This window comes from Chitinophagaceae bacterium, assembly GCA_016717285.1.
Taxonomy (GTDB): Bacteria; Bacteroidota; Bacteroidia; order Chitinophagales; family UBA10324; genus JACCZZ01.
The window spans coordinates 326065-348186 of the sequence record JADKFU010000001.1; the positions used below are offsets into that span (position 1 = coordinate 326065).

Consider the following 22122-nt stretch of genomic DNA (forward strand, 5'->3'; position numbering starts at 1 on the left):
CTGATTTCCTGATTATTGTATCTTCGCGGAGCCTCCAAAAATTTCATTCAAAAACCAACTTGCTTCATGAAAAAAATTACACTCTTAATTGTTGTTTTAGCAATGTTTACTTCATTGCAGCCATCTCAGGCACAGGCGCCAAAATATGCCATGTTTGAGCATTTTACACAAGCCAGTTGCGGACCTTGTGCCCAACAAAATCCGGGATTTCAATCCAGTATACTTGATCCCAACCCAAGCACCGTGCGTCACATCGCCTACCACACTTCCTGGCCTGGATATGATCCTATGTATAATCTTAATCCAAACCAGAGTGATGAACGCGTGACCTATTATAATGTAGGCGGAGTTCCGGAAGTTCACCTTTTGGGAAATGTGAAAGTCAGTTCACCGGGTGGTTTTGTTCAACAGGATGTTGATGATCAGGTAGCTGCTACAAGTCCAATTAAAATTACTGTTTTAGACGTTGACAATGGAACATCGCATGATGTAACAATCACGGTGTATTCTGTTGGAACACCCCCAGCCGGTAATCTGAAAATCCGCACTGCAATTGTGGAACGTAATGTTAATTATACAAGCCCTCCCGGAAATAACGGTGAAAAATATTTCCCGAATGTATTTCGTGAGATGCTTCCTTCCACGGCCGGTGATGTTATCGTTCTTGCTGCTCAGGGTGGATCGGTTGTATTCAATTATACCTATGATGAAAATGCTGCCTGGAATATGGATGAAATCGCATTGATTGCTTTTGTTCAAAACGAATCCACGAAAGAAATTTACAACTGCGGTGCATCTTTCGATCCCAGTGCTGCCATTGCTGATCCTGTTGCACTTACTTCCTCAGGCACTGTAGGATCTGTTGCTACTTTTACTCTTGATGCCACCAATAACAGTACTGCTTTACAGGATTACTCCTACACACTCACTGCAACTGCTCCTCTTGACTGGTCAGGTGAATTTGTAGCAAACGGTACTACTTACAGCTCAACTGCAACCGTTACGATGGCTGCCGGAGCAGTTGTTCCCGTAACGATCAACGTTACTCCGGGTGCTACAGCGGCAATGGGAATTTATACGCTTTCCATTCAGTCACTCACAAGCCCTAATGAGGATCCTGTTGTAAAATCAGTGTATGTATTTTCAGGTGTTACCGAGCTTGTGGTGAATAATGCTGCAATGGCTCCTGCAACGGCTACCTTTCTTCAAACATCTTATACTACTGCTTTTGCCAGTGCAGGTTCTACTTCCTACGCATTTTTGAATTCATCACTTGCGCAACGTGCTTCACAGGAAAGTTCTTTGACTGGTGTAAAGAATATGTATTACAATGTCGGATGGTATTTTCCTGCTTTTACAGATGATTTTGTGACGGAGCTGATGGCTTTTATGGATAATGGCGGAAATCTGTTTATTAGCGGCCAGGATATAGGATGGGATGTTTGGACGGACCCTGCAGATTTAGGTCATGCCACTCCACTTTCCCAACAGTTTTTCAATGATTATATGTTTGCAGATTTTATTGACGATGGCAGTACTGCCAACAAGCCGCTTACCGCGAATACCGCTGATCCGGTATTCGGAGCCCTCGGTTCAACACTGATCAACTATTATTATACAAGCACCTATTTCTTTCCCGATCAGATTGTACCTTATGGAATTGGCACACCCATTTTTTATTACAATAACAACACAGCAAAAACTGCCGGAGTGCGTGGAGATAATGGAACTTATAAAACAGTTTACATAGCACCAGGCATTGAAATGCTGGGTACGCCAACAAATAAAACTGCCATCATTAAAACAGCTTATGATTGGTTTTATGGTGTTACCGGAACCGGAAATATTGTAGCTGCAAACGAACAAATGGGACAGAATTTCCCGAATCCCGGCAACGAGATTACGTACATTCCTGTTTCTGGTCTCACTGAAGACATGACCTTAACGGTAATGGATCAATTGGGCCGTACCCTGATTTCCCAACAGGTACCTAAAAACGCCAGCACAGTTACAGTGAACATTACTTCACTCAGTAATGGTGTTTATTTCTATCGTTTGGCAAATGCATCAAATCAGGGCATAACCAAAAGCATGGAAGTAGCACGTTAGTCCTTATCAGTCTTAAAATTATTGGAAACGGAATTCTTACAGGGTTCCGTTTTCTTTTTTTAGAATCATGAAAAGCTCGCGGCCTGCTCTTGGAACAATCGAGTTGGTTGCTCTTTCGAATGTGCGCAGGGTAAAATAAGGCCGGAAATGTTTTAGGTATTCTTCCCTCGTTCCTCCGAAAGGAGGACCATCTTTCATCAAAGGATCATCAAAAAGTAATCCTGCCAGTGTGCCCGGCGTGGCCAGTAATGAATACATTTTTTTTGCATAGGCAGACCGGAGTGCCGGATCCAGTGCACAGAAGAAAGTTTGTTCGATAATCAGGTCATAAATACCGTTATGTTCAAAAAAGTTTTCATGGACCAAATGAGCTTTTGGAAAAGAAGGATATTTCTCTTCAAAATTCAGAAGCGGTGTTTTGGAAATGTCCAGCATAAATACATTATTGAAGCCCTGATCTAAAAGGAAGGCTGCTTCATGACCATTGCCTGCACCTGGAATTAAAATCCTCGCGGATTTATCTTTTAGCTGTTCAAAATAGGATTTTAATGGCGGGGAAACAGTACCGATATCCCAACCGGTTTCCTGATTTTTATACCGTGCTTCCCAATAAGCGGCATCCAGCTTCATAGTTTGATTTTTTAGCAAATTATCAAATTTTTTATTTGCCGAAATCGATAGTTGACTTTATGAAAATGAATGGAATGACAGTAGTACCACAATAATTTCCCGGAAAAAACATTATTGCCTCCATTGCACCATCACGGTGAAAATACCAAAATTTGATACTTTAAATGGAACAATAAAAAATTACTTTATCTTTGGCCACCTCCTTAACAGCAACCTTTTAGAACTAAATTTTAGAAAATGAAACAATTGAAGTTTATTCTTTTTATTCTTCTTGGAATTACGATCCTCAATTTGTGGCAAAGTTGCGCGAAAGGTCCTGAAGATCCATTTATCTCCTTTCATTCCCGCCTGTCACGTGTGTCAGGTAATTGGAACATTACTGAGTACAAAATCAATAATAAGGATTCCCTCCGCCGTGTAGGTGATTCTATTGGACCGTATATTGGTTTTTGTGGAAGTGAAATTGATAAGGTGATATTGAATTACAAATACATCTGGACATTTGAAAAGAATGGAGTTTTTCAGGAAAAGTTGACTATAGATTCATCTTACATTTATGACATTGCAAATAATACCCCTATTTGTAAAGATTCACTATACAGGGACAGTTCAACTACTGTAACGATTCTTACCTGGAACTTTACAAGCAATGTAGGCGACTTGAAGAATAAGGAGCAACTCTATATTCTGGATCCTTACACCAAGAAATCATTGTTGTTTGATATTATCGAACTGAGAAACAATGAGATGAAACTTGAACGGGATACTATCGATCCATTTACTAGTATAGCTTACCAGAGATCTTATACGCTTAGCAGGATAAAATAATCAATAAGCGGCATCACTGAAATCCTCCCTTGTGGAGGATTTTTTTTGCCATTGCTTATAAACGCCCGCCTTTCCCTTCACGTCCCATTTCACGCTTTGCTTCGCGTTCTTTTATAGTATCCCGCTTATCATGAAGTTTCTTTCCTTTCGCAAGTGCAATTTCCAGTTTTGCGAAACCGCGGTCGTTGATAAACAGGCGAAGCGGAATTACAGTCAGGCCTTTTTCTTTAATTTTATCCTGCAGTTTGTTCAGTTCCTTTTTATTCAGCAATAATTTACGTGGTCTTAATGGTTCATGGTTGTAATGGGTGCCTTTGTCATATGTGGAAATGTTTAGATTCTTGATCCATAGGTCGTTCTTCTGAAAATAGCACCAGCCATCATTCATATTGACTTTGCCTTCGCGGATCGACTTAATCTCTGTCCCTGTCAGCATGATGCCCGCTACAAACTGATCAATGAATTCAAATTCGAAATAGGCCTTCTTGTTTTTTATATTGATGTTATTATTCATTATCGATGCTCTTGTTTTTTGCCGAAGAAAATAATTGTTCCAGCTTTTTACGTTTAAAAATTTTTTGACCCTGTTCTCCGCTTGCAATAAGCCGGGTGCCTGATCTTGCTTCAAATGAAGTAATTACCTCATGATTCCGGATTTCTTTAAGTGTAGCTGTAAAAACAATTTCTTCACCTGGAAATGCCGGGGCGTGGTGATTTACAGAAATGAAAGTTCCAATTCCTTCTTCATCTTCTTCACGGAGATCCAGCACAAACAAACGACCACTCCATTCAGCATCACGTGCAATGCTGAAGGTTGAATAGACAGGATGTACCATGCCATTAAAGAAACCTGCTGTATCAATTTCCTGTACGCCCCTCTTGAATTTTTTCTGATCACCTGGTTTGAATAGCTTCTTCATATTGTAAAAGTGAAAAAATCTGCGCTGATCTGTTGTGTTTTCCAAAAAAGCTTCGACTTTTTCACGCTGCGTTCATCTCTGGCGAGAAAATCATTTGCAACCTTATAAGAAAGTTACTTCGTTAACCTCATTTACTTTACAGCCAGTAACGGTATGCCAATGCTGTGTCGTACAGCATTAATCGTTTCACCAAACAGCAGGTCTTTAATTCCATGGTGTCCATGTGTTCCCATCACTAACAGATCCGCGTTAAATTTTTTAACCAGCTTAGGAATTGTTTTATAGCGGCGGCCAAATCCTAATTCATAACTTACCTGATAACCTTCCCTGGTAAGTGCCGCTGCATATTGTTTCAGATTTTCATAGTCGGTGCCTGACTCCAGGTCAGCCACATCTTTCTCCATTAACATTGCGCTGGCAGACTCTACTACATGAATCAGCAGATAAGCGCTTTGTTTGCCACCAGTTGTTAGTGCGCGTGAAATTGCTTTTTGATCTGTTTCTGAAAAATCAACTGTAACAGCTATACGTTTGAATTTTTCATTCACTGAAAAATCAACAGGCAGATGTTCCAGGTGTGGAACACGCAGCTTTGCACTCTTCTTTGACAAGAAAGGATGAAGAATGATGTAAAGCAATAACAAAGCGGCTCCTGCTATAATTGGAATCACGATGAAATAGACAGCCCATACATATTCTCCACTACTTTGAATCATTGCAACCACTTCATTCAACACCAGTTTAGCATTTAAAGAAATGATAATAGCGGCTGTTATCCATGATCCGATTTTCGACCATGTACCAATTGCGAAACCTCCCATTTTTTCTTTGTCGCTTACAAAATGTATCAAGGGTACGATTGCAAACCCAAGTTGTAAACTTAAAATCACCTGGCTCAGAATCAGCAATTGCCCGGTGTTTTCTTCGCCTTTAAGCCAGATCACCAGAAACGCAGGAATAACAGCGATAAGTCTCGTTAGTAGTCTCCTGATCCATGGTGTGATGCGAAGGTGAAGGTATCCTTCCATCACAATTTGACCTGCAAGAGTTCCGGTAATGGTGGAGCATTGACCTGAAGCGATTAATGCTACCGCGAAAAGAATAGGAGCCAGTTGTGTTCCCAGCAAAGGTGCAAGCAGCTTATGCGCATCCTGTATTTCTGTGATTTCAAAATAACCGTTATTAAAGAAAGCCGCGCCGGCAAGTATAAGAATGGAAGCATTTACAAGGAATGCGATATTCAATGCAATGGTAGAATCAATAATGTTGAAACGTAACGCCCTTTTCTTTCCCGCTTTGGAAGGATCAATCTTCCGTGTCTGAACTAATGCTGAATGCAGGTAAAGATTATGTGGCATTACCGTAGCGCCGATTATACCGATTGCAATGTACAAGGCGATATCATTTGGGATGGCCGGCATAAAACCTTTCATAATATCGATCGGATCGGGCTTTGCAAAAAACATTTCCACAAAAAAAGAAGCGCTGATAATGAAGACCAGTGAAAAAATTAATGCCTCCATTTTACGGATGCCAAAATTTATAATTACCAGCAGCAGGACAGCATCAAGCACTGCTATAGTTACACCTACAAGCAGCGGCACACCAAACAAAAGGTTTAGTCCGATGGCAAGTCCCAATACTTCCGCGAGGTCGCAGGCGGCAATTGCAATTTCTGCCAGCAGATACAGCGGAATGTTCACAATAGCAGGATAGGAAGCTTTTGATGCCTGTGCCAGATCAAGTCCGCGAACAATACCCAGACGAGCGCTGTGGCTTTGCAAAAGGATAGCCATCAGGTTTGACATTAGCAAAACCCAAATGAGGGAATAACCAAAACCACTGCCGGCAGCAATATCTGTCGCCCAGTTGCCCGGATCCATATAGCCTACACTTACCAGGTAGGCCGGACCAATAAATGCAAATAGTGATTTGAAAAAGCCGACCTTTTTAGTTGTATCCACTGAAGAATGTACATCTTCAAGTGATTTGGAAGGAATTGAACTTACAGTTGTCATTTTGAGATCAGGATATTTTTAGCAATGTCGTGACTGATATTAACGGTTGAAGAGTGATTAATGGAAATGGTCATGCTTTTATCGAATTCGATGCAGTCGATAACTTTCAGCGGCGTACTCATATGAATGTGCAGTTTATCGAGGTGTTTAAGAAAAGCCGGTTGTTGCTCAATTACAGCAGCAACTTTTCCTTTTTCATTTACTTTAAGTGAAGAAAGGTTTTTGAATTTGGAAGCAGACAGCTTTCCGAGCTGATCAGGTATTGGATCACCGTGCGGGTCAAACTTCGGATGGTTGAGAAAAGCGTCGAGTTTGTCAACTAAAAGATCGGAATTTACATGCTCCAGTTCTTCAGCAACCGCATGAACTTCATCCCATTGAAATTTTAATTTCTCCACCAAAAAATATTCCCATAATCTGTGTTTTCTGACTACTGAAAGCGCTTTGGATTCGCCTGCATTGGTAAGGAGCACGCCCTGGTATTTCTTATAGTGAATCAATCGCTTGTCTGATAACCGTTTAAGCATATCTGTTACGGACGCAGCTTTGGTCCTCATCTTTTCAGAAATCTCGTTCGTAGTAACCGGTTGTACTCCGTTTTTCTCCGATTGAAGATAAATGCACTTGAGATAATTTTCTTCGGTGGGTGAAAACATACAGCATGAATTTAGGACAAAAATAAAAATAATTTAGATTAGTCTAAATTTATTTTTAGATTGGTAAGTAATTTAAATGATCAGCATAATCTATAAAACCAACGGTGGATTTTGTAGCCGGTAATATTTAAAAGCAGGAAAAGCGATGGCGATGTGGTATGTCAAATGGGAAGGAGGATTTTATCCTTTGATGTGTTAATTTTGGAGTTTGTTGTTAAACCAACATATATTCAATTGAAACGGATGAAAAAAACAGGCATCAGCATATTATTTTTTGCAGCCCTTGCAGCCAGCATCACCTTGAGCGCTCAAAATGTTCCTGTCATTGAATGGCAAAAGTCTTTTGGTGGCACGATTGGTGAAACGGCAAATTCTGTTTTGCAATCACCTGATGGAGGTTTTGTATTCGCAGGCTACACAAAGTCTACAGATGGAGATATTTCAGGCAGCAATGGCAAGACTGATTATTGGGTGGTAAAAATGGATCAAAGCGGTAACCTGCTTTGGCAACAATCATTGGGTGGAAGTGATCATGATGCACAATGGGATTTTCAACTGACCGATGATGGTGGATATGTGATTGCGGGTCAGTCAAAGTCTGCTGATGGTGATTTAATTCTGAACAAAGGAGAAGAGGACTATTGGATTGTGCGTCTGGATGAAGGTGGAAATATTGTCTGGCAACGATCATTTGGTGGAAGCAGTGAAGACGAAGCCTACTCTGTGCAGCAAACGATGGATGGTGGTTTTATAGTTGCTGGCTATTCGGAATCTAATGACGGTGATGTAACCGGAAATCACGGGGAGGTGGATTACTGGGTCATTAAATTAGATGGGGCAGGCAACCTGATATGGCAGAAATCTTTGGGAGGAAGCGATGAAGATGAAGGGTATTACGTGCAACAAACGGCAGATGGTGGTTTTGTAATTGTGGGTGAATCAGAATCTGATGATGGAGATGTGACAGGCAATCACGGCGAAGGAGATTATTGGATTGTGAAGTTGGATGCGAATGGTAATTTAATATGGGAAAAATCGTATGGTGGCAGCAGCGTGGATTATGCACGGATGGTGAAGCGTACAACAGATGACGGATTCGTAATTGCAGGTTGGACAAGCTCCAACGATGGTGACATAAGCGGTAATAATGGTGACACTGATTATTGGATTGTAAAGCTGAATGCGGAAGGGGAACTTCAGTGGGAAAAAAATCTAGGCGGCAGTGATTATGATTTTGCCTATTCGATAAATCAGACTGCTGACCAAGGTTTTATTGTAGCTGGCTATATACATTCAAACGATATGGATGTATCGGGCAATCATGGAAGCACAGATTATTGGTTGGTGAAACTGGATGCTTCTGGAAATTTAAGCTGGCAGAAAACCTTGGGTGGAACCAACTACGATCAGGCATACGCTGTCCAGCAGGCTTCAGATGGTGGTTATATTATTGCCGGATTATCATTTTCAAATGATGGGGATGTTTCCGGAAATCACTCCACCACGATTGGAACGACGCAGGATTGCTGGGTTGTAAAATTGTCGCCGGAGATTACCGGAATTGGTTCGGTTATGGCCAATACGGTGAGTGTCTTTCCGAACCCTGTGAAGGATGTCCTTACTATTCAGGTTGATGATTTTATTAGCAGTGGATCAACCAAACAGTTTATGTACGGTGATAAATTTGATGTGTTGGTTTATGATGCAACCGGTATCATATTAAAGGTGCCGGTAACCTTCACAAATACAGGAATTCAATTAATTACAGCAGGTTTATTTTCCGGATATTATTCTTTTCAGATTGTCAATCACAATAAGGAATCAATTGCAAGAGGAAAGTTTGTTAAGCAATCTGATTGAATATTTAATTTGTTCTGAATGGCGATAGCATTATCTAACCATTAAATGGGTGCCGGAATACCTGCTGCCAATCAATTATTATAATCCGGAATCAGGCTTCAAATATGTCCCCCTGGTCTTCATCTCCTAAATCACGATTCTCAATAAAATCATGTGCTGCTTTTATCGGTTGAGGTGAGATACCGATGATCGCGGTATTGATCATTTGCCATACGGTAACAGTTGCTGCTGATCCGTTTGATTGTTGTTGCTCAGTGGTGACGGTTGCTTTCATGATTTGCTGATTAGCGGTGAATAATGATTTTGACAAGTCTAAAGTAGTTTGATAACAAAGCCATTCCAATTTTGATTGACTCAACAGGATACTATATCTGTTGAAAGAGCATATTCAGGATGTGGCCGGTAAGGTTAATTGATAATATGGTTACCTTATTCATCAAAGGCAAGGTCTGCATAAAACCATAGAGCCTAAAATGTGAAAGCCCTGCAGCAGGTTGCTGCAGGGCTTTCGCTTTAATCAATAAATCTTTTTTAAAAGGTTACTTGGCGGCTACCGACCTTTTAGTTGGCTCCGTTACTTTGATCGGTTTAATTTTAGTTAGATCTACTACAATCGGTGTGGCCACAAATATGGAAGAGTATGTTCCGAAAGCAATACCCAATAAGAGTGCAAAGGAGAATCCGCGAATGGCATCACCACCGAAAATAAAAAGGATGAGTAGTACGAGCAACACAGTTGAAGAAGTGATTACCGTTCTGTTCAGGGTCTTATTAATAGCATCATTGATGGTATGTTTCATGTCGGCGGCCGGATGTTCTCCCAGGAATTCCCTTACACGGTCAAACACAATTACAGTATCTGCAACAGAATAACCCATTACTGTTAAACAAGCTGCCACGAATGTTTCATCTACTTCCAGTGCGAAAGGCATTATACCTGACAGCAAGGAATAAGCACCCATTACCATCAGCACGTCATGAGCGAGGGCGATGATAGCTCCCAATGCAAACTGCCATTTTCTAAACCGGAACAGTATATATAAAAATATACCGATGAGCGAGAAGATGATGGCTTTGTAAGCATGATCAAGAATATCTGCCGAAATACTTGGTCCAACTACCTGAGAACTCAATTGATTTCTTTCCTGGAAAGTTTTAAAGGAAACATCACTGGCAAGGAATTTTTTCAAGCCGGTGTATAATTTATAGTTTACAGCGCTATCTGCTACTGAGGTCGTATTCTCTACCAAATAACCTGTTGTAATCTTTACCTTATTGTTGCTCCCATATGTTTTAACCTGTGGTGGAATACCGAATTCCTTCGTCAATTCCTGTTGAATATCTTCAGTAATTACTTCGCGGTCGAATTGAACAACATAGGAATGCCCGCCGCTAAAATCAACGCCGTACTCAAATCCTTTGGTGAAAATAGACAGCAATCCAACGAGTGCGAGTGTTCCTGAAATCACGTAAGCGTACTTACGCCATTTTACGAAAGGGATATCAAAATTGGTAAAGTTGAAACGGCTGATGCTGGTAGTGAATTTAATGGTCTTGAATCTTTCTAGCCACCAATCAAAAATAAGGTGCGCCATAAATACAGCCGTAAACAGTGTCATGATTACGCCGATGTTTAATGTTGTGGCATAACCAAGCACAGGTCCGAGGCCGAAATAGGCAAGTATCAAACCTGTAATGAGTGTAGTAAGGTGCGTATCAAATACGGCTGAATAGGACTTTAAATGCCCTTCAGCTATAGACTTTGCCAGATTTTTTCCCTTCTCCAATTCTTCTTTAATCCGTTCATGAATAAGAACGTTCGCATCCACAGCCATACCCATGGTAAGTACGATACCTGCAATACCTGCGAGCGTTAGTGTTGCGCCTAAAGAAGCTAATACGCCAATGATAAAGAACAGGTTAAAAAACAGGGAGATGTTGGCAATGATACCTGAAGTATTATAATAGAAAATCATGAATGCCAACAAGGCGATAAAGGCAATTACAATAGACCGTATACCAGCAGCAATCGACTCTTTACCCAGTGAAGGTCCCACAACATCTTCCGCAATAATTCTTGCCGGAGCCGGTAACTTACCTGCTGTAAGAATGTTAGCAAGATCTTTTGCTTCATTAATATCAAAACCACCGGTAATGGATGAACGTCCGTTTGGAATTTCCCCATTAACACGCGGAGCGGAATAAACATAGTTGTCGAGTACAATGGCGATGCTTTTGTTGATGTTCTTGCTCGTCATTACCTTCCAGATCTTTGCACCTTCATTGTCCATAGACATGGAAACTTCAGGGCTGCTGTTTTGATCAATATCCTGACGGGCATCATTCACCTTATCACCTTCTAAAGGAGCTCTTGTAGTACCCACCTGCATTTTAATCGCGTATAAAGCATAAACATTACTCTTTTCATCAGTTGCTTTAGCACCCCAAAGGAATTTCACATCCTTTGGAAAATTTGCACGCACAAAATCTGTTGACAGGTAGTCATTTACTTTGGCTGTATCTTTTCCAAGTGAATAACCAATTACGGGACCAGGTGCAAGAGCTACCTTATCATCGGCCGTCCGGTAAACATTTGGTTGTAATATAGAAGTGAGTGGATTTTCTTTCGCCTGATCTTTCGCAGATTGTGCAGCAAGAGCGCTGGAATCCGGCGTCAGCAGATTACTATCGGCCAGGGAAGCGAGTTTGCTTGTATCACCGGTTTCTTCCAGCAAAGGATTAGATTCTGCTGAAGTGGTAACTGTTGTGTTGTCAGCTACTGCCTTGTTTGCAGTATCAATGGCATTCAATCTGTTTTTTAAAGAAGTATTCGCTGCATCGAGGTATTGTATGAAAGTTGGGTTATCATATGTTTCCCAGAATTCCAGTACAGCCGTCGCTTGCAACAATTTTCGCACACGCACCGGATTATCAACACCTGGTAACTCAACTATAATCCTACCTGTTGATTGCTGAGCGGTAATGTTAGGTTGCGTAACACCAAATTTATCAATACGTGACCGTAAGATGTTGAACGTTTGATCGAATGCTCCATTCGATTCCGTGCGGATAAAGCTGATTACTTCATCATTGGTAGAGTTAAACTTTACCTTATCCTGGTTATCGCGTGTTCCAAAAATGGAGGCCAGTTTTCCCTGAGGTGCCACCTCGTTCCAGGACTGTTGGAAAAGGCTTACAAAATCCGCTTGTACCTGCGTCTTTTGTTTTTCTTTCGCAAGCTGAAGTGCGCTATTAAAAGTAGGATCAGCGCTGTTATCCGCCAATGCTTTTATCAGATCTTCAGTAGAAACCTGGAGCACTACGTTCATACCTCCTTGCAAGTCAAGACCGAGATTCAACTGTTGATCTTTGCAATCCTGGTAAGTGTATTTTGCAATGCCAAGGTTAAAGACTGTCTGGTTTGAAACAGAATCCAGGTATGCTTGTCTTTTTTTCCTGATTTCCATCAAAACGCTGTCTTTAATAAAGACAGCATTAGGAGTATTCGGAGGCGTTAATGATTCCAGTGATTTGCCTTGCAATACTGCAGCTTCTGCCAAACCGGTTGCCCTGTTTTCTACTCTGCTTGTTACAAAATTGAAGGATAACTGATAAATACAAATCAGGATCAACGCTATTGAGAAAAACGTGACCAGGCCTTTTCCGCGCATGATTATGAGGGTTTTAGAAAAAATTAAGGCTGCAAATATAGAAATTTATCGGGTAGTTAAGACCTAATCTTCGAATATGGGTGCAAGACAGAATTTTAGCACCAGAATTCTCCGTGCTTCTCTAACAATTGATAGCTGATTTTATTACCACGAAGATGCTACGGTATTACAAAACAGGAAGGCATGTTTTCGTCCGCTGTTTCGGTTAGATCACCTGTAAAACAAATCCTTTCAGATAGTTCGTTTCTTCGATGTTCCAAACGATTGGGTGATCTTTTGCCTGCGAAAGAAAGGCCACTTGCCGTATTATTTTGCCTGAATCATAAGCTGCCTGCGAGATCATATCGAAAAATATTCCCGGCTCCATAAAATGTGAACAGGAAAATGTAAGCAGGAAACCGCCTTTCCTGATAAGTTTCATAGCACGAAGGTTAATCTCTTTATAACCTCTTGCAGCAGCTTCGATACCTGCCCTGTTTTTGGTGAAGGCCGGCGGATCGAGTATTACGATGTCAAATTGTTTTTTCTCTTTGGCCCAAACCGGTAACAGATCAAACGCATTGGCTGCTTCAAAGCGGCAGATGTTTTCAAAACCATTTAATGCAGCGTTTTCTGTGGCCTGAGCTACCGCATTTTCAGAAACATCCATTCCTAAAACACTCTTTGCTCCAAACTTTGCAGCAAACAGCGAGAATGAACCTGTGTAACAAAAACAGTCCAGCACTTCTGCGCCTGCAGAAATATGCTGCAAGGCTTGCCGGTTTTCTTTTGATCGAGGAAGAAGCCGGTTTTCTGACCATTTTCCACATCAATCATGAATTTTACACCTTGCTCTTCGATTTCAAATTTTGTGGTAAATGGTGCTGATAGAAATTCTTTCTGTTCTTTCAAACCTTCGAGTTTCCTTACCGGCACATCATTGCGTTCATAAATCCCTTTCGGGGAAAACAATTCATGGAGCACATTCACGATAGTATCTTTCCATCGATCCATTCCCAGTGATAAAGTTTGAAGCACGAAATAATCTCCGAATTTATCAATGATCAAACCCGGAAGAAAATCCGATTCACCAAAGACCAGTCTGAAGTTTTCTTTGTAACCAAGTTTATGTCGGTAGTCGAGGCATTCAAGAATTCTTTTTCTGAAAAATGGCTGATCAATTTGTTCCTGTTCGTCACGCGTAAGCACACGCACTGTAATTTGAGATTTGGCATTGTAGTAGCCGCGCCCTGCAAATCGGTTTCTGGAATCAAAGACATCTATGATTTCTCCCGGAGCAATGGAGGCTGATACACTTCCGATTTCATTCGCATACACCCATGGGTGACCGGAGAAAATGCGCTGATAGTTCCCTTTTTTTAATGTTATTTTCGTCATTGGTTAGTCATTTAGACATTGGTCATTAAGTCAAATCCTGGTTTCCCGAACATCAATTAACTGTACAAAAAAATCGTAATGCTATGAAAGGATATCTTTTTTCATTTACTGCTTTTTTTCTGGTGTTGCTGCTTGCTGATAAATCATCGTGTACTCAGCAGGCAAGTGCAACCGGAAAGGGAATTCTCCCGCTTTCAATGGGCAACTACTGGGTGTATCGCGATTCTGTTTTTACGGATGGTCAACTCACAACGGTGTCCAATGATACGGATAAAATCGTGAGCACTGAAGATTGGAACGGAAAGACCACCTATGTTTTTGCAGATGGAAAAGAGTGGTTTCAAAGCGGCGATACCATTTATCAGTTGGGTCGTCAAAGAACTGGTTTTAAATTTCCCTCTCCGGTAATGATGCCAACAGAGAAGGAAAGCAATTTTAATTATGTATTCGGAGGAGATGTGGTGATACAGAAAACAATTGTGAAGCTTTTATCCTGCAATGACGCAAAATGGAAGTCTTCAACCTGTTACAAAATATCAGATAGCTGTGAAGGATATCAAATCGTAGCGTACGGCATTGGAATTATAAGGGAGAAAACTTCGGAGTGTTTTTCAGGAAAAAATAACTATTCTACCCGCACATTGATTGATATGCAGGTGAGATAGAATTTTAATTGGGAAGCATATTTTTTCAGCGTAAAGTTTTAAACAAAAAAAGCGCACCCGTTGTGCGCTTTTTTTAGAGAGAACCATTTAAACATTAATTTTTCATCAATTTCAATACCTGCACTAATTTCCCGCCTGATTCAATTTTAGCGAAATATACGCCTGAAGTTAAATTATTTCCAATCGCTGTATTCTCATTTATCACAGTATAAGTTTCAAGCATTTTTCCTGTTAAGTCATAAACTTTGATGATGCCATTCTGTAATGAAAGCGATGAAGTATTTACCACAAAATAATCCTGAGTCGGATTTGGAAATGCGGTGGCGGTTACTGCAGGAACTTCAATTTTACAATTCGGATTTACAGTTACACTCACAGCTTTTGATGTTTTGTTGCAGCCGGTACTTGTCTTAGTCACTTTGCATTTGTAATCACCGGTAGCAGTAACCAACAAAGTAGTACCCGTAGCTCCGGATATGTTGGCACTTCCTTTTTTCCATTGGTATGTTTGATTGTTTGCAGAACTTACCGTTAGTAAAACCGGCTGACTGGCGCAGATATTTAAAGGACCGGCAGGCGTAATATTCGCTTTCGGTTTTTTATTTACAGTCACACTTATCGCGTTAGACGTAGATGAGTTACCACAACTATTGGTGCCTGCTAATGTATAGGAACCTGTTGCATCTGCATTAAAAGTAACGGTAGTGGCGCCGGCAATGTTCGAACCATTTAATTTCCACTGAAGCGTGGCGAAAGTTCCCACTGAGGTTTTTGAAAGTGCGACAGTGCTTCCTGTACAAAATGTAGTTGCTCCGCCTGCAGAAATAGTTAATGAAGGCGCTGCCGGGCATACTACCGTGAAGCTGGCCAGCATCGTAGTTGGATGAATATTACATTTATAATTGTAAGTGCCTAAAACAGTTGGGACGTAACTAAAACTCAGGTGCGCTGCATCAATTGCATTGCTCCAAGCGGCAGCACCGGCAGGAATAGTGGTGGAGGTGGTGGTATGTGATCCACTTGACCACGTCCAGACTACAGTATCACCGGCATTGATAGTCATGGAAGACGGTGTAAACACAAAATTTGCAACAGTTACAATATGCTTTGTGGCCTGCGAGCTGAATATTCCAGTCACAACGAACACGAGGGCTAAGGAAATGATGCGCAATGTGTGAGCGTAAAATGTTTTCATACTTAAAGATTTAGTTTGTGAATTAAAATTATGGGAGTATAAAAGTAAAAACTTTATTTTATCATGCTGGTAGTTGACAGCATTTAAATATTTTATGAAATTCCGTTTAATAGGAACGAGCTTGCCGTGATTTTTTAGTTTCACGGTAAGTAGCTGCAGTTTTTTTGCTGTAGTTATTGTTTGAATGGGGTTTAGCAATAAGATTTTCTTTTTTTAAATGCGTATATGTTCGAATTGAAACATCACCCGGATTGCTATATTCCAGTTTGTGCTGTCTTTTCTGCATGGAATATTTCCCCTCCTTTATTGTTTGCTGCGCAAGAGAGAATTGCAATGCGCCAATCAGAAATAAAATAAAGAAGATCAATTTTTTCATGAGCAGATAAAATGAAGAGTTGGACAAACCATTGAACCGATATTTAAAAATAGGCAAAATTTAGATGGTCAGTTCAATCAACATTTTTCACTAAATAAAAAAGGGAAGCAAACGGCTTCCCTTTTTTAAAGCAATCCTTTTCTTATTCTGCCTGAGACTCGCTTTTCTTTTCATCTTCAAAATGCTGGTATTTCCATCCACATCGTTTCTTCCATTCCTCCCTGAATTTCTCCCTGTCTTCCGGGCTCATTGTTTTAAGCTTTTCTTCCATCTTTTCTTTCCAGACGGAAGATCGGTGATTATTCCAATGTTGAGTATAGTGGCCCTTGTGTCCCCAACCTCCGCGACCAAATCCAAAGATCAGTTTAGACAATAAGAGTATTCCGAGAGCTTGCCAAAAAGTAATCACACTCAATCCGAATACTACAGGCATTAACCAGTTCCAGAGTGTCATTACAAGATAAGTCATGGCTGCACCTATCAGAACAAATAAAAAAAACATTTTAATTCCTTTCAAAATCCACCACCGTTTCATAATTATTTTTTTAGAGGTTTAACAATTCATTGTACAATGTTTGAAGTCTTTCCCGCAAGTGCAGCACTGCATATCGTTTTCGTGACAGCAATGTATTTACCGGTTGACCGGTTTGAGCGGCAATCTCTTTAAAACTTAATCCTTCTAATTCATGCAGGTTAAATACATCGCGTTGTTCCACAGGTAGTTCCTCCAGCGCTGCGTTCAAGGTATCCCATACCAGCGATCGCATATATTGTGCTTCCGGTGTTTCAGAAATATCCTGCATCAGTTCGTCCAGGAAATACCCGGGCGTTTCTTCATCACTGCCTTCATCACTTACTGGCAAAAGGCTTGAAAATGTTTCTGTTTTTTTCTTGCGGTACAAATCAGTGATGCGATTGCGTGCGACAGTAAACAGCCAGGACGTAACCTTTTCAATCGGTTCCATCATCCGGTAGGCATTCACAAACTGGTAAAAGACATCCTGCAGAATGTCCTCCGCATCTTCCTCACTGTTAACCCGCTGCCGTATAAAATCAAGTAGCCTTTTTCGTTCCTTGCGGACCGTTTCCTGGATCTCTGAATTTTGGCGGGTCGTCATTGTTGCATTTAAGGTCATGGCTTCCATCGTATGGGAGTGTTGACGATTGAAAGCGGATGGATATTTTATGGGTGTGGTATTATGTTAAAAAGTAGTGAGTAGTGAGTAGCGAGTAGTGAGGAAAAGTCGTTAGTCCTGAGTCGTTAGTAGATAGTCATTGGTCATTGGTCATTAGTCATCGCATAATCAAACAATTCTCAAATCGAATTACCGGCGCATTGGCACATCGAATCATACCTCAAAAATTTATCTGCGCAAAGAAACAAATTGAATTCCTTATGCAGTGTCGAAGTTTTGTGTTTCAGCAATACACCGGCGACACATTGTCAGTCAACTCCCAGTTGGCAAATGGTTTGTTAGCTTCGCACAAATTTTTTTTATGTCGAAAGGAACCATTCAGGTACATACCGAGAACATTTTTCCCATCATCAAGAAATTTCTTTACAGCGATCACGAGATATTTCTCCGCGAATTAGTGTCGAATGCTGTGGATGCCACGCAAAAATTGAAGGCATTGAGTTCAATGGGAGAATTTAAAGGTGAATTAAACAACCTCACTATTGAAGTGCTGCTCGATAAGGAAGCAAAAACGCTTACGATCCGCGATCATGGAATTGGCATGACGGGCGAGGAAGTGGAAAAATACATTACACAAATTGCCTTTTCAGGAGCAGAAGAATTTGTGCAGCATTATAAAGAAAAGAGCGACGCGCAACTGATAGGTCATTTTGGCCTTGGTTTTTATTCTTCCTTCATGGTTTCTTCTTCAGTTGAAGTCATTTCGAAATCCTATAAGGAAGACTCGAAACCTGTTCGTTGGGAATGTGATGGCAGCCCTGATTATACGATGGAAGAAGTTGAAAAGCAGGAGCGCGGAACGGATATTATTTTACACATTGCAGAGGATTCAATTGAATTTCTTGAAGAATTGCGGATCAAGACGCTGCTAAAGAAATACTGTAAGTTTTTACCTGTTGAAATTAAGTTCGGTACAGATATTATCAACAACACGCAACCTGCCTGGACCAAAAAACCGTCGTCGCTTGTTGAGAATGATTACACCTTATTCTATCGTGAATTATATCCGTTTGCAGATGATCCGCTTTTTCATATCCATTTGAATGTGGATTATCCTTTTAACCTGACAGGCATTCTTTATTTCCCTAAATTCAAAAATAATTTCGAGCAGCAAAAGGATCGTATTCAATTATACAGTAACCAGGTCTTTGTAACGGATGCTGTTGAAAACATAGTGCCTGACTTCCTGATGCTCATGAAAGGTGTGATTGATTCACCGGATATTCCATTGAATGTTTCGCGGAGTTATTTGCAAAGTGATGCAAGTGTGAAGAAGATAAGTGCGCACATTTCGAAAAAGGTAGCCGAGAAACTGGAAGAACTTTTTAAGTCGGACCGTGAAGATTTTGAAAAGAAATGGGATGACGTAAAAGTATTTATCCAATATGGAATGCTTTCGGATGACAAATTTTATGAGCGGGCAAAGAACTTCTGCCTGTTGAAGACGACAGACGGTAAATATTATACACTGGATGAGTTTGCTGTAAAAATAAAACCGCTGCAAACCGACAAAAATGGTAAGGTGGTCTATTTGTATACTTCAGATGCTGTTCAGCAGCATTCTTACGTTGCTGCCGCAAAAGAGCGCGGATTTGAAGTGTTGCAGATGGATAGTCCGGTGGACGCACATTTTATAGGCATGCTGGAGCAGAAACTGGAGGAGACTACTTTCGCGAGAGTGGATGCAGATATTATAGATAAGTTGATTGATAAGGATGAGGCGATGCCTTCTAAACTTTCAAAAGAACAAGAGGAAGTTTTAAGGCAGATGATTGAAAAAATTACAGACAAAGAAAAGTTTGCCATTGCATTTGAATCGCTGAATGAAAAAGAAGCGCCGATGCTCATTACCCGTGATGAGTATACGCGGCGGATGAGGGAGATGAGTTCGATGGGAGGAATGAACTTTATGGGTGACCTTAAAGATCGTTATAACCTGGTGATAAATGCCAATCACCCGTTAATTTCAAAAGTGTTGTTAGAAACAGATGGTCTGAAGCAACATCAGTTGATCAGGCAGTCATTGGATCTTGCCATGCTCTCCCAAAATTTATTGAAAGGGGAAGAGCTTACCGGCTTTATTAACCGGAGTCTTGAATTGATGAGTTAATGGAGAAGTAGGTATTTTTCAGGAACGAAAACATAATAGCACTTTAATTCCGATTCTTAATTTTGTGCATGAAAAAATCTGTACTGCCTTATGTTGCCACCGGATATTTTAGTACGGCGGTAGCCGATTATATAGAAGGTAACGATAAGCTTAAACAATTTTATGAATACAGTCCTCAGCCAGATTCTTTTCTGCAAATAATAAATCGAAGAAAGGAGTTTCCGTTACACCGCGAAACATTACACGGTGTACTCAGCAAGCAATATCAGCCGTTCCTCAACAATAATGAACCGGATAAAGTAAGCACGAACATAAACCGGTTAAAGGATAGCAACACATTCACGGTAGTAACAGCGCATCAGCCGAATTTATTTCTTGGACCATTGTACCTGGTTTATAAAATCATCAGCACCATTAATCTTTCTCGTAAGCTGAGCGAAAAATTTCCTGATTTTCATTTTGTACCTGTGTATTGGATGGGAAGTGAAGATCACGACAAAGAAGAGCTGAATCATGTGCAGCTCTTCTCAAAAAAAATTACGTGGCATACAGACCAGGAAGGCGCATTTGGGCGAATGAAAACGGAATCGCTTTCTGGCTTAATAGAAGAGATTAAATTAGTGCTTGGCACTTCTGATGATGCCATCCGTTGTGTCAAATTGCTGGAGGATTTTTATCTTAAAGAACAAACTATTGCAGCTGCTACTAAAAAAATACTGTATCATTTTTTTGCAGGAGATGGTTTGGTGATTGTTGATGGGGATGATGCTGCATTGAAGCGGTTATTTGTTCCGGTGATAAAAAAAGAGTTGCTGGAGCAATTTTCATTGCCTGTTGTGAACGAAAGTTCTGAAGCATTTTCTGAAAATTATCAATCACAGATTATGCCCCGTGAGATCAATCTGTTCTATCTTGATGATGGTATTCGCAAACGTATTATTAAAGAAGGAGAATTATGGAAAGTGCTGAATACAACGCTCACGTTTTCGAAGGACGAAATTTTAAAACTGCTTGAAACACATCCTCAAAAATTCAGTCCTAATGTAGTATTGCGTCCCGTTTATCAGGAATTGGTATTGCCGAATATTGTTTTTATTGGTGGCGGTGCGGAAGTTACTTATTGGATGCAGCTGAAATCATTGTTTGATACGGCCGGTGTTGCCTATCCGATGTTATTACTGCGCAATTCAGTTTTATGGATTGACAGTGGTAATGTATCAAAAATGAAAAAACTGAATCTTTCCGGGAAATCAATTTTTGAATCTTCCGACAAACTTGTTAATCAATACCTTGCTGAGCAGACTGGTGATTTATTTTCACTCGAAAAGGAAAAGCTTGAATTGAAGGACCTTATGAACAGTATTATGCATCGTATTTCGCAAATTGATGCTGGTTTAAAGGGATCAGTGGAAGCGGAAAAAGTGAAAATGCAAAAATCACTGGAATCACTTGAAGATAAGTTAAGGAAGGCTGCTAAAAAGAAGGAAGAGGTTGCCATTCAACAATTGCAAACATTGAAGGAAAAGCTGTTTCCGGCCAATGGTCTTCAGGAACGATATGAAAACTTTCTTCCCTATTATATGAAATACGGAGAAATGTTTTTGACTGAATTGAAGTTGCATCTTGATGTTATGGAGTTGCAATTCACGATACTTCAGGAAGAATAAATGATAAAATGCAGCTGCTATACTGGCTTCATTTTATTTCAATTCATACGCTCAACTTTTTTCGAACATTTCACCTCTCAGAACAGACAACTATCAACTCTTAAAGTCCTGTCCACTCATGTAAAGTATTTACTATCTTAGTAAAAAATTAATCACATGAAAACATTAAAACGCATCGGAATTTTCATAGCGGCTTTCTTGCTTCTGCTATTGGTCATTTCGTTTTTCCTTCCCGCGAAAGTGCATGTGGAAAGGGTTGCAGTTATTAATGCGCAACCAGCAATCGTATTTAACCAGGTGAATAATCTTCACAACTGGAACAACTGGATGCCATGGAATAAACTTGATCCGAATATGAAGATTACGTATTTCGGACCAGAGGAAGGAACAGGTGCAGGCTACTCCTGGATGAGTGACAATGAGCAAGTAGGCAAAGGGAAGTTATCTATCACTGAAAGTAAGACCAATCAATCCATCATCACTTCATTGGATTTTATGGAACATGGTATTGCAACAGGTTCATTTGGTTTTGAGGAGGCTGATGGAGGAACGAAAGTAACCTGGGGCATGGACATGGATATGGGTATGAATCCTATGGCGAGATATTTAGGTTTGTTTATGGATCAAATGTTGGGTGGAGATTTTGATAAAGGGTTATCCGATTTAAAGAGAACATCGGAGAGCTATACACCACCAGTGCAACCAGAAATAAATCCTATGCCTGCTGACTCTACGGAACCAGCAGTGAAGCCTTCCTGATAAGGAATTTCTTTTTTAAAGAAAATGCAAAGCTCCGGAAACAGTGGACTTTTTGTTACAACTGGTTTTTTAAGTGAGTGATATT

Annotated in this window: 18 protein-coding genes and 1 pseudogene; 7 read left to right on the plus strand and 12 right to left on the minus strand. The window is 40.4% G+C overall.

The window, feature by feature from the left end; all coding sequences use genetic code 11:
- The first annotated feature begins 66 nt into the window (after nt 1-66).
- Nucleotides 67-2109, plus strand: coding sequence for an Omp28-related outer membrane protein (locus IPO83_01430; GenBank protein MBK9729943.1), 2043 nt, complete (start codon nt 67-69; stop codon nt 2107-2109).
- A gap of 36 nt (nt 2110-2145) precedes the next feature.
- On the opposite strand, the gene IPO83_01435 is transcribed toward IPO83_01430, so the two are convergent.
- A complete protein-coding gene (locus tag IPO83_01435; protein MBK9729944.1) occupies nt 2146-2739 on the minus strand; it encodes an SAM-dependent methyltransferase in 594 nt (197 codons plus the stop codon).
- A gap of 237 nt (nt 2740-2976) precedes the next feature.
- Here IPO83_01435 and IPO83_01440 point away from each other — a divergent pair, with 237 nt between their 5' ends.
- A complete protein-coding gene (locus IPO83_01440) occupies nt 2977-3567 on the plus strand; it encodes a hypothetical protein (protein MBK9729945.1) in 591 nt (196 codons plus the stop codon).
- A 55-nt stretch (nt 3568-3622) separates the two neighbouring features.
- Here the strand turns inward: IPO83_01440 and smpB are convergent, their stop codons facing one another.
- The 4 genes from smpB to IPO83_01460 all read right to left on the minus strand — a co-directional run bounded on the left by smpB (nt 3623) and on the right by IPO83_01460 (nt 7161).
- Nucleotides 3623-4081 (minus strand): SsrA-binding protein SmpB, encoded by a 459-nt coding sequence (smpB, locus tag IPO83_01445; GenBank protein ID MBK9729946.1) that lies wholly within the window; start codon nt 4079-4081, stop codon nt 3623-3625.
- Nucleotides 4074-4487 (minus strand): hypothetical protein, encoded by a 414-nt coding sequence (locus tag IPO83_01450; protein ID MBK9729947.1) that lies wholly within the window; start codon nt 4485-4487, stop codon nt 4074-4076. The genes smpB and IPO83_01450 overlap by 8 nt, the downstream gene beginning before the upstream one ends.
- Nucleotides 4488-4618: 131 nt before the next feature.
- Nucleotides 4619-6505 (minus strand): Nramp family divalent metal transporter, encoded by a 1887-nt coding sequence (locus tag IPO83_01455; GenBank protein ID MBK9729948.1) that lies wholly within the window; start codon nt 6503-6505, stop codon nt 4619-4621.
- Nucleotides 6502-7161, minus strand: coding sequence for a metal-dependent transcriptional regulator (locus IPO83_01460; protein MBK9729949.1), 660 nt, complete (start codon nt 7159-7161; stop codon nt 6502-6504). Before IPO83_01460 ends, IPO83_01455 begins: the two co-directional genes overlap by 4 nt.
- Nucleotides 7162-7404: 243 nt before the next feature.
- Between IPO83_01460 and IPO83_01465 the strand changes: the two genes are divergently transcribed.
- Nucleotides 7405-9021, plus strand: a complete 1617-nt coding sequence (locus IPO83_01465; protein MBK9729950.1) for a T9SS C-terminal target domain-containing protein — start codon at nt 7405-7407, stop codon at nt 9019-9021.
- A 91-nt stretch (nt 9022-9112) separates the two neighbouring features.
- On the opposite strand, the gene IPO83_01470 is transcribed toward IPO83_01465, so the two are convergent.
- From IPO83_01470 to IPO83_01480, 3 genes and pseudogenes are all read right to left on the minus strand, one after another.
- Nucleotides 9113-9295, minus strand: coding sequence for a hypothetical protein (locus IPO83_01470; GenBank protein ID MBK9729951.1), 183 nt, complete (start codon nt 9293-9295; stop codon nt 9113-9115).
- Between the two features lie 265 nt (nt 9296-9560).
- Complete coding sequence (secDF, locus tag IPO83_01475; protein ID MBK9729952.1) at nt 9561-12692, minus strand: protein translocase subunit SecDF; 3132 nt, start codon at nt 12690-12692, stop codon at nt 9561-9563.
- A 205-nt stretch (nt 12693-12897) separates the two neighbouring features.
- Nucleotides 12898-14069: pseudogene (locus IPO83_01480) on the minus strand (class I SAM-dependent rRNA methyltransferase).
- A gap of 83 nt (nt 14070-14152) precedes the next feature.
- Here IPO83_01480 and IPO83_01485 point away from each other — a divergent pair.
- A complete protein-coding gene (locus tag IPO83_01485; GenBank protein ID MBK9729953.1) occupies nt 14153-14734 on the plus strand; it encodes a hypothetical protein in 582 nt (193 codons plus the stop codon).
- 94 nt (nt 14735-14828) lie between these two features.
- On the opposite strand, the gene IPO83_01490 is transcribed toward IPO83_01485, so the two are convergent.
- From IPO83_01490 to IPO83_01505, 4 genes are all read right to left on the minus strand, one after another.
- Complete coding sequence (locus IPO83_01490; GenBank protein ID MBK9729954.1) at nt 14829-15929, minus strand: T9SS type A sorting domain-containing protein; 1101 nt, start codon at nt 15927-15929, stop codon at nt 14829-14831.
- 106 nt (nt 15930-16035) lie between these two features.
- On the minus strand, nt 16036-16305 hold the full coding sequence (locus IPO83_01495; GenBank protein MBK9729955.1) for a hypothetical protein: 270 nt from the start codon (nt 16303-16305) through the stop codon (nt 16036-16038).
- Between the two features lie 142 nt (nt 16306-16447).
- Nucleotides 16448-16840, minus strand: a complete 393-nt coding sequence (locus IPO83_01500; protein MBK9729956.1) for a hypothetical protein — start codon at nt 16838-16840, stop codon at nt 16448-16450.
- A gap of 10 nt (nt 16841-16850) precedes the next feature.
- Nucleotides 16851-17423: an RNA polymerase sigma factor gene (locus tag IPO83_01505; GenBank protein ID MBK9729957.1), complete on the minus strand. Its 573-nt coding sequence runs from the start codon at nt 17421-17423 to the stop codon at nt 16851-16853.
- Between the two features lie 379 nt (nt 17424-17802).
- Between IPO83_01505 and htpG the strand changes: the two genes are divergently transcribed.
- The 3 genes from htpG to IPO83_01520 all read left to right on the plus strand — a co-directional run bounded on the left by htpG (nt 17803) and on the right by IPO83_01520 (nt 22037).
- Nucleotides 17803-19611 (plus strand): molecular chaperone HtpG, encoded by a 1809-nt coding sequence (gene htpG, locus IPO83_01510; GenBank protein ID MBK9729958.1) that lies wholly within the window; start codon nt 17803-17805, stop codon nt 19609-19611.
- A 68-nt stretch (nt 19612-19679) separates the two neighbouring features.
- The gene (gene bshC, locus IPO83_01515; protein ID MBK9729959.1) at nt 19680-21278 is read left to right on the plus strand and encodes a bacillithiol biosynthesis cysteine-adding enzyme BshC; all 1599 of its coding nucleotides are present in this window, start codon (nt 19680-19682) and stop codon (nt 21276-21278) included.
- 156 nt (nt 21279-21434) lie between these two features.
- Nucleotides 21435-22037 (plus strand): SRPBCC family protein, encoded by a 603-nt coding sequence (locus tag IPO83_01520; protein MBK9729960.1) that lies wholly within the window; start codon nt 21435-21437, stop codon nt 22035-22037.
- The last annotated feature ends 85 nt before the right edge of the window (nt 22038-22122 follow it).